This is a genomic window from Microcoleus sp. CAWBG640, from assembly GCF_020883015.1.
Classification (GTDB): domain Bacteria; phylum Cyanobacteriota; class Cyanobacteriia; order Cyanobacteriales; family Microcoleaceae; genus Microcoleus; species Microcoleus anatoxicus.
The window spans coordinates 5,334-14,341 of the sequence record NZ_JAHRFC010000104.1; the positions used below are offsets into that span (position 1 = coordinate 5,334).

The 9,008-nt window shown below is 44.5% G+C and carries 8 protein-coding genes; 4 read left to right on the plus strand and 4 right to left on the minus strand.

Annotated features, from left to right (window positions below; genetic code table 11):
• From AAFP11_RS26940 to AAFP11_RS26955, 4 genes are all read right to left on the minus strand, one after another.
• A partial coding sequence (locus AAFP11_RS26940) for a DUF4347 domain-containing protein (protein WP_341739789.1) occupies positions 1 to 2,741 on the minus strand: 2,741 nt, incomplete at its 3' end.
• A 975-nt stretch (positions 2,742 to 3,716) separates the two neighbouring features.
• The gene (locus AAFP11_RS26945) at positions 3,717 to 5,978 is read right to left on the minus strand and encodes a prolyl oligopeptidase family serine peptidase (RefSeq protein ID WP_341739790.1); all 2,262 of its coding nucleotides are present in this window, start codon (positions 5,976 to 5,978) and stop codon (positions 3,717 to 3,719) included.
• Positions 5,979 to 6,114: 136 nt separating this feature from the next.
• The gene (gene recR, locus AAFP11_RS26950; RefSeq protein WP_340550543.1) at positions 6,115 to 6,708 is read right to left on the minus strand and encodes a recombination mediator RecR; all 594 of its coding nucleotides are present in this window, start codon (positions 6,706 to 6,708) and stop codon (positions 6,115 to 6,117) included.
• 65 nt (positions 6,709 to 6,773) lie between these two features.
• The gene (locus AAFP11_RS26955) at positions 6,774 to 7,142 is read right to left on the minus strand and encodes a translation initiation factor (RefSeq protein ID WP_341739791.1); all 369 of its coding nucleotides are present in this window, start codon (positions 7,140 to 7,142) and stop codon (positions 6,774 to 6,776) included.
• 260 nt (positions 7,143 to 7,402) lie between these two features.
• Between AAFP11_RS26955 and AAFP11_RS26960 the strand changes: the two genes are divergently transcribed.
• Genes AAFP11_RS26960 through AAFP11_RS26975 form a run of 4 tightly spaced genes read left to right on the plus strand, consistent with a single transcriptional unit; the run spans position 7,403 to position 8,779 of the window.
• Positions 7,403 to 7,729 (plus strand): type II toxin-antitoxin system RelE/ParE family toxin, encoded by a 327-nt coding sequence (locus AAFP11_RS26960; RefSeq protein ID WP_341739795.1) that lies wholly within the window; start codon positions 7,403 to 7,405, stop codon positions 7,727 to 7,729.
• Positions 7,698 to 8,072 (plus strand): transcriptional regulator, encoded by a 375-nt coding sequence (locus tag AAFP11_RS26965; protein ID WP_341739792.1) that lies wholly within the window; start codon positions 7,698 to 7,700, stop codon positions 8,070 to 8,072. The genes AAFP11_RS26960 and AAFP11_RS26965 overlap by 32 nt, the downstream gene beginning before the upstream one ends.
• A 7-nt stretch (positions 8,073 to 8,079) precedes the next feature.
• Complete coding sequence (locus AAFP11_RS26970; RefSeq protein ID WP_341739793.1) at positions 8,080 to 8,424, plus strand: type II toxin-antitoxin system RelE/ParE family toxin; 345 nt, start codon at positions 8,080 to 8,082, stop codon at positions 8,422 to 8,424.
• Entirely contained in the window at positions 8,396 to 8,779 is a 384-nt protein-coding gene (locus AAFP11_RS26975) for a transcriptional regulator (RefSeq protein WP_341739794.1), read from the plus strand. The genes AAFP11_RS26970 and AAFP11_RS26975 overlap by 29 nt, the downstream gene beginning before the upstream one ends.
• Positions 8,780 to 9,008 lie beyond the last annotated feature (229 nt).

A 9,008-nucleotide genomic window follows, 5' to 3' on the forward strand; every position in this document is an offset into this window, starting at 1 on the left:
CTTGGTCCGTTGTTTTGTGTGGTGATTGTATAACTGACGGTGGCACCTGGTGCTGCACTATTCGTCCCGGTTTTGGTGGTGACGACATCGGCGCTCGGTGTCAGAGCGGTGGTGACTTTGGCACCCGGTGCAGTACCGTCATTGTTACTGGGAGTAGGGTCTGGGGTGCTCGATTTACTGCTGGCAATATTCGAGACGCTGACTCCTGCTGGTGCGACGAAGCTGATGCTGCGAGTAGTGCTGGCTTGATTGGTTAAGGTGACTAGGGGGAAGGTGACTATCCCTGTAGTGCTGTTGTAGGTACCGTTGTCGGATACAACTACTCCTGTTAAGCCGGGAATGATGCTGTCGGTGATGGTGACGTTATCGGCGGTGTTCGGCCCGTTGTTTTTTGTGGTGATTGTATAACTGACGGTGGAGCCTGGTGCTGCACTATTGGTCCCGGTTTTGGTGGTAATGACATCGGCGCTCGGTGTTAGAGCGGTGGTGACTGTAGCAGCGTTATTGCTGGGAGTGAGATCTAGCGCACTGGAGCTACTGCTGGCGGTGTTGGAGACGCTGACTCCTGTGGGTGCGATGAAGCTGATGGTGCGGGTGGTGCTGGCTTGATTGGTTAAGGTGGCTAGGGGGAAGGTGACTATCCCCGTAGTGCTGTTGTAAGTACCGTTGTCGGATACAACTACTCCTGTTAAGCCGGGAATGATGCTGTCGGTGATGGTGACGTTATCGGCGGTGTTCGGCCCGTTGTTTTTTGTGGTGATTGTATAACTGACGGTGGAGCCCGATGGAGCACTATTAGTCCCGTCTTTGGTGGTAGCTAGGTCAGCAATAGCAGTTATTGTAGTGATGGCCCTAGAGGTTGGTAGCGAAGTATTATTGTTCGCAACCACGGGATCGAAAGTGCTGGAATTACTGTAAGCGACGTTAGTGATGGTGGTGGGTGTGGCTGGAGCTATGGCGGTGACGGTGTAAGTGACGCTACCACCGCTGGTCAAAGTCGGAATCACTGGCCACGAGACAGTCCTGGTTGTGGGGTTGTATGTGCCGTTGTTGGATGGGGTGACTCCTGTTAAACCTGGGGGCAGGATATCTTGAATTAGGACATCTTTGGCGTCGCTGGTACTTGGTCCTATATTAGTGGAGGTAATTGTGTAGGTAATCGCGCTACCTAGGGCGGCAACCTGGGGTCCTTGTTTGGCAATGGAAACGTCGGCTTGGAGTTTAGGAGTATCTATACTTTCGACTAGGAGATTGTTAAGTTCGTGAGTGTTTATGTCTGTACCTGTGGAACCAGCAAAGCCAAATTTAAAAGTAGGTGGCACTGCTCCGTTTGTGGCTATCAAATTTGAGATGTCGATCAGTGTTTCGCCCGGATCGAAGGTGCCATTGCTATTTAAGTCTATGGCAACTGCAAGACGACCGTTAGGTTCTGCTGCCGCCGGAAATAATGTAATTTGGACGCTTCTTTTAGTATTAGCATCAGTCCGACTGGTTGCAGTTTGATTGTCTATCTCAATGGAAACGCCAGTCAAATTATTACTTAACAAGCTAGAACTTAAAAAGTTATAGGTTTTGCTTTCGCTACCTCGAACTGCTACTGTGTCGCTTAGACGACCGTCAAAATCTCCAGGAGCTACGGGACCGCGCACACGCCCATTTGGGTTTGATTGCCCAGTTACGGGGTCTGGGTCTGATTGCCGATTGGAAAAAAAACCATATTCGTCTAATCCGACACCTAAATAACCTCCTGAAATACCTGGTGAGGCGGAATTAAGATTGGGAGCATAGCCAAGAGATCCACCAAAGCCTCCAGCTTTTGTTGGTGTCGCTGTTCCGTCAATCAGGAAAAAACTCAGGCCATCGGCAGCAATGGAAGCTTGTGCTCCATAGGCAAAAAAATCAAAGGTAACTCTTATACCATCAGTAGAAGAGATCGGGTTGTTGTAGAGGACAAAAGCAGCTTGGTTTTGCTTGTTTGAGGTTAATCTCAAAGCGCCTGAGCCGACTGTATCGCCAAGCCCTACATTGGGAATAATGCCGTTGGGGTTGACGGCACCTGCGGTTAAGCCTGGGTTAGCAGAAGTGCCAGAAATTCCATAGATCCAAGGCCCGATTACTGTATCGTTTTTAAATTCTTCGGTGACTAAGGTAGCTAGGACTGATGGGTAGTCTTCTAGGACTTGTTTTTCAAAGGCTATTTCGGTATTGATTTTTCCTGTAGTAATTTCTAATTCCCAGTCGCCTCCTAGTGCTGCGCTTCCTGTGAGGTTGTTGGAAGCGGCAATATTTGCGCCAGTTATTTCGCTGATTTTTTGTATAAATTTAATGCCGGATTCGCTGGCGGCTATGTTACAGCCATACAGTAGAATGCTGGCTGCTTTGTTGAGTGCTTTTCCCCACTGCTGCAATTGGCTGCTGTAGGTTTCTATGTTGTGAATATTGAGTTCTGTTGAGCCAAGTTTTAGTGCTGCTGCTTCGCCGTGAGAGATTATGTGAATGTTGTTGATGTTGTGGCGATCGCCCAAAATTTCACTGATTTGTGCTATGCCATCTCGGAATAGATCGATCGCAATTACTTCAAATCCCGCTTTAACTCCGTTGACTAATTGTTGATAGTTGTCTACTTGCGAGTCAAAAATTACTAGATCTTTGCTCTCTTGTGATTTTGCTCCCAAGCTGGAACTTCCCCATGAGATGTTACTCACAGTTTTTTGATTATTGCGTGTTTTCACGGTAGACATAATGTACTTGCTCGTAGAATTCATTTCCGATCGAATTAATTGCCTCGTTTAAGCTAACCGATCTTAGAAAAATCGACAAACAATAAAGTATTAAGTTTTGTAACAAATTGTGATCAACTATAAAATACTTACGTGTTTTCTACTATTTAGTTATTTCAAATAAGTAAACTTTATACAGAAAGTGCGATCGGATAAATCCGATCGCCTCAGACAAAAAATCACCCTAAATCTGAGAAAATTCAGCACTTATAAGTGTTGAAAATGTAGCTAAAGTCTTGATTTTGCAAGGGTGACAGAGCTTTAAGGGGGCGATCGATAATTAGCTCAATACGTGCGAACAACTTTCAGTAATTGCGAACTCGCAATTATTTTCAGTGTGTTTATATTTACATTACCTCGCTCAACATCGAGGAAAAATATTTTTAAAATAAAGAATGTGAAGAGTTAAATCACTGTCAAAAAATATAGGCTTTGACAATTAATAGTTTAATAGTTATATAGTTTATAATTACCATAATTAATGGTGAAGATTATCATATAAATTTAAAATTTACAATTAAATAGTGAAAAAATTAACAAACCCACAATTCCCCACTGTAAATTAAAAATAGCGAGATTCCTGACTTGGTAAAAGTTGTCCGGGATCTCAAAGCACAATGCTGTAAAGTTTCCTTAACTGTAATATCAAATCCGGGTTTGCTACCCCGTTTATCCTGCCGCAAAACGGCATCCCTTGTCGCATCTTTGTGTGGTTGGCGAGAATTGTTCAGCGATACCATTTTTCTAAAGATGTGCTAGTGATGAAGTCTTAGCCCCCCCTTAGCAAGGGGGGGTTGGGGGGGTAATATCTAACGCTACTTTATGAAATTGGTATGACTTACCCTACAAGGGCTACAAGGGCGATCGGCATCAAGGGGGGTATGATACCCGGATTTGAGATTGCTAGAGGCGATCGCACCCTCAAGCGCTGGCTTTCTAAGCGTTAATACTCAGTTCCCGCACCAAAAAAGCCCATTCATCAGCCAATTCTTCAATCACTTTCGCCGTAGGTTTACCAGCACCGTGCCCAGCCTTAGTTTCAATGCGAATCAACACGGGTTTTTCTCCCCCGTGCATTTCTTGCAAAGCCGAAGCAAACTTGAAACTGTGAGCTGGAACAACGCGATCGTCATGATCCGCCGTTGTAATCATTGTCGCCGGATAAGCGGTTCCCGGTTTGAGATTGTGCAGGGGAGAATAGCCATAAATCGTGGCAAATTCCTCTGCATTTTCGGGCGAACCATATTCCGAAGTCCAGGCCCAACCAATGGTAAACTTGTGGAAGCGCAACATATCCAGCACACCAACAGCGGGCAGTGCTGCACCGAATAACTCAGGTCGCTGAGTCATACAGGCTCCCACTAATAAGCCGCCATTACTGCCACCTGCGATCGCCAATTTTGCTGGCTGAGTGTATTTGTTTGCGATCAACCATTCGGCCGCGCTGATAAAATCATCAAACACATTTTGTTTGTTCAACTTCGTCCCTGCTTGGTGCCATGATTCGCCGTATTCACCACCACCCCGCAAACAAGCTGTCACATAAACCCCACCCATCTCCAACCACACAACTCTGCTAACGGAAAAACTGGGAGTTAGGGATATGCTAAAACCACCGTAGCCATAAAGATACGTGGGGTTATTACCATCTAGCTGCAAACCTTTTTTGTGAGTGATAAACATCGGTACTTCGGTACCATCTTTGCTGGGATAAAATACTTGCTTTGTCTCGTAATCATCCGGGTTGAAATCCACCTTTGGCTGGCGATAAATTTTGCTCTCATCTGTCAGCATATTGTAGCTGTAAATGGTGTTAGGCGTGGTAAAACTGGTGTAAGCATAAAAAGTTTCAGTTTCGTGCCGCTTACCGCCAAATCCTCCGGCTGAACCAATTCCGGGCAAAGCAATTTGTCGTACAAAGGAGCCATCTAAATTGAAGACTTTAATTTGGGTGTAGGCATCTTTGAGGTAGGAAGTGACAAATTGATTGTTGAGGATGCCAATTGCTCCAAGGGTTTCGGCTGCTTCGGGGATAATTTCTGTGAACCCCCCCTGAATCCCCCCCTTACCAAGGGGGGGCGACAAATCAATTCCCCCCTTACCAAGGGGGGGCGACAAATCAATCCCCCCCTTACCAAGGGGGGGCGACAAATCAATCTCCCCCTTACCAAGGGGGGGCGACAAATCAATCTCCCCCTTACCAAGGGGGGGCGACGGGGGGGTTTCATCGCCAGCGAGAGAGGGCGCTGGGGGGTTGTTAATGTCGATCGCAATTACGCGGCCCAGCGGTGCATTCAAATCTGTTTGAAACCAGAAAACAGAGCCATCATTATCGATAAAATTGTACTCCGCCTCAAATTCGTTAATCAGTTCTACAACAGCGGATTCTGGGGCGGTTAAATCTTTGTAAAAAATCAGATTTTGGGGGTCAGTACCGCGCCAAACTGAAATAATTAAATATTTGCCATCTTCAGTAACGCCACCACTAAATCCCCATTCTTTTTGGTCAGGGCGATCGTAAATTAACACATCTTCCGATTGAGGAGTGCCTAGCCTGTGGTAAAACAGTTTTTGGTAATAATTAACATCTTCATGCTTGCTTTTTTCATTAGGTTCATCGTAGCGACTATAAAAAAAGCCTTGACCATCGTGAGTCCAAGATGCGCCGGAGAATTTGAGCCACTTTAAATGGTCAGATAAATCTGCGCCAGTTTCGACATCCCGAACTTTCCAATCTTGCCAATCGGAACCGGAAGTAGACAAACCATAGGCCATAAATTTGCCATCTTCACTAAGAGCCATACCACCCAAAGCAACAGTGCCATCTTCCGACAAAGTATTAGGGTCAATTAATACTTGCGGTTCACCATCAAGGGATGTTAAAGTATAGAGAATAGATTGATTTTGTAGACCATCATTCTTGTAATAAAAATAGCGATCGCCCTCTTTAAAAGGTATGCCATATCTTTCGTAATTCCAAAGCTGAGTCAGTCGCTGCTTAATTTTTTCCCTAGCCGGAATTTCCTGGAGATAGCCAAAGGTTACTGCGTTTTGGGCTTCCACCCAAGCCTGGGTTTCCTCAGAGTCGGGATTTTCCAGCCATCTGTAGGGGTCCGATACTGGGACACCGTGGTAGTCATCAGTTTGGTCGATTTTGCGCGTTGTGGGGTAACTTAAAGGGCGATCGAATTTAGCCATGATTTTTCACTTTTGGTAACTTTACTTAGTTTAACTTTGAATTAGACAAATCAATTATAAACTCATCCTCATCACTTCTCTTTCTTCCTTCGTGTCCTTCGCGTCTTCGCGGTTCGTTTCTCTTACCCATATTCAACTAATCAAACTCCCTCCTTCCCTCCAAAGCGCGGGCCAAAGTCACCTCATCAGCATACTCCAAATCTCCCCCCATAGGCAAACCAAAAGCAATGCGAGTCACCCGTGTAAAAGGTTTCAATAAACGGCCAATATAAAGCGTAGTCGTCTCACCTTCCACACTGGGACTAATCGCAATAATTACTTCCTCAATCTTTTGTTGACTGACGCGCCTGACTAATGGTTGAATATTCAATTGTTCCGGACCTATTCCATCCATGGGCGAGATGACACCACCGATAACGTGATATTTGCCTCCGTATTCCCGTGTTTTTTCCAACGCAATGACATCGCGGGATTCTGAGACTACGCAAATGGTAGAATTGTCACGGTTGGGATTGTGACAAATTTCGCAAACAGGTTCAGCAGATAAGTGAAAGCACACTTGACAAAATCCTACCTGCTGTTTGGCATCAATTAAGGATTGAGCCAGGGTTTGCACTTCTTCATAGGGTCGTTTGAGAATATGTAATGCGAGTCTCTGGGCACTTTTTGGACCGATTCCTGGCAAGCGCTGCAATTGTTCGATCAAGCGGGCTAAGGGTCTAGTATACATGAAAATTGACGGTAAAAAGATTGATTATTTTCGGGTAGGGAAACGGCATTGCCGTGTCCTCCTTTTTACCCTCCACTAATTTTAGCTTTATAGCCTAATTTTGTGAGAATTTCGAGCAGTTTTTGCTTGTGTTCGCCTTGAATTTCGATTTCACGATCTTTGACAGTGCCGCCAGTGCCGCACTGGGCTTTTAGCTGCTTTGCTAAATCTGCTAAGATTTCGGGTTTTTCTTGAAATCCGCTGATGACTGTTACTGTTTTGCCACCGCGTCCTTTTCGGGATGCTTCGATTTTGAGGTTTTGTTGATTTGGGGGGATTTCTTGTATTCCTCGTTGGAGGGCTGCGGAGTTGTCTATGTTGCCAAATTCGGAGTAAACAATTCGTTTTTCTGATTGGTTATTTGGATTGGATTTTTTGGGTTTTGATGTACTCATAGTAGTTTGGTGTTTGGAGATTTTATGTGGGGTGGGGGCGGGTTTATTTAGATGGTTTTTTGGGATTAAATATTATTCGTAAAACCCGCCCCTACGGGAATTGATTTTTGGGCTGTTGATAGCACATTTCCCGGTTTCAATTGAATTATATCGTGTTCTGACTACGATAGTGAGTTGCCGGCTGAATGTACTCCTAATCGCCCTATTATAGAAATTGGCGATCGACTGTGATAAAATTATGGAAGTAGAACGAGAGTGAAATTCGACGTTACATCCGACCCGATGGCAGGATTCCTTTCTTAGAGTGGTACTATGCTCTACGAGATGGTAAAGCCCAAGTTAAGATTGATGCAAGGCTTGAGCGAGTTGCTCTGGGTAATTTCGGGGATTATAAGTCAGTCGGAGATAGTGTCTATGAACTCAGGATTAACTATGGCCCTGGCTACCGGATCTATTTTAGACAAGTAGGATCGACAATAGTGCTTCTGCTCTGTGGTGGGGATAAAAGTACCCAAGAACAAGATATTCTCAAAGCGAAGGAGTATTCGACTGACTATGAAACAAATGACAATGCCTACCAGCGATAGCTACTATGAGTCCCTCATTGAATCTCTCAAAGATGCGGAACACGCTGGTGCTTTTATCGGGGCTATCTTGGAAGAGAAAGATGCTGAACCTGAATTGCTCAGAAATGCAATTAGAAAGGTAATTGAGGCTCGAATCAGGATGAATGCTCTTTCGGATGCGGCTAAGCAATATCATGAAAGGCTTGATAAGATGCTGACAGTAAGTTCAGGTTCGGAAATTTATTGTTTTGTAGAGTTGCTCGAAGCCTTGGGATTTAAATTAGGGATTACTGTGGAAGATAGTGAGTTGCCTGCTGAATGTACTCTTAATCACCCTATTATAGAAATTGCCGATCGACTGTGATAAAATTATGGAAGTAGAACCCAGGGAAATTCGTAACTACCTGACAGCAGATGGAACAGATCCTTTTGAAGATTGGTATAATTCGCTCCGGGATACCACCGGCAAAAACAAGATTCGATTAAGGCTTAAGCGAGTCATGACTGGTAATCTAGGAGATTGTAAGTCCGTGGGAGAAGGAGTTTTTGAACTCAAAATTGACTTTGGGCCTGGGTATAGGCTTTACTTTGGACAAGTCGGGCTGACAATTGTAATTCTACTAATCGGTGGAGATAAAAGCACTCAAGAGCGAGATATTGGCAAAGCTATTCAATATTGGAGAGATTATGAACAACGTGAAAGCACCAACGAGTAGAAGTTACCAAGAATTGCTGATTGCATCTCTGAGAAATGCCCAAGAATCAGCAGGTTATATTGAGGTGACATTGACAGAAGCAAGCGATGAACCTAAATTGCTTCAGATGGTACTCAAAGATGTTATAGATTCTCGGCTCAAGTTCCACAATTTATCGGAGTCGGCTAAACTTCAATGGGAAAAGCTTGATAAAATGCTGACAGCAAGTTCAGGTTCGGAAATTTATTGTTTTGTAGAGTTGCTTGAAGCGTTGGGTTTTAAATTAGGAATTACTGTCGAAGATGGTGATTTGGGTGGTGAGTCGGAATCGATGATTGAGGAATCAAAATTATCGCAGGAAACAGCTAATTTATAGCTGATTGTAGCTTTTTTATAGATCGCACATGAGGTTAATCTAGATTATCGGTTGTGTGGGGGCGGGTTTATCTAGATTGTTTGTTGGTATTAAATATTATTCGTAAAACCCGCCCCTTGTATCTTAAAAGAGTCAGTCAGTCGATCGCCACGTCATTGATTCGATCATACCGACAATCAGGCGATCGTACCGACAATCAGGCGATCGTACCGACAATCAGGCGATCGTA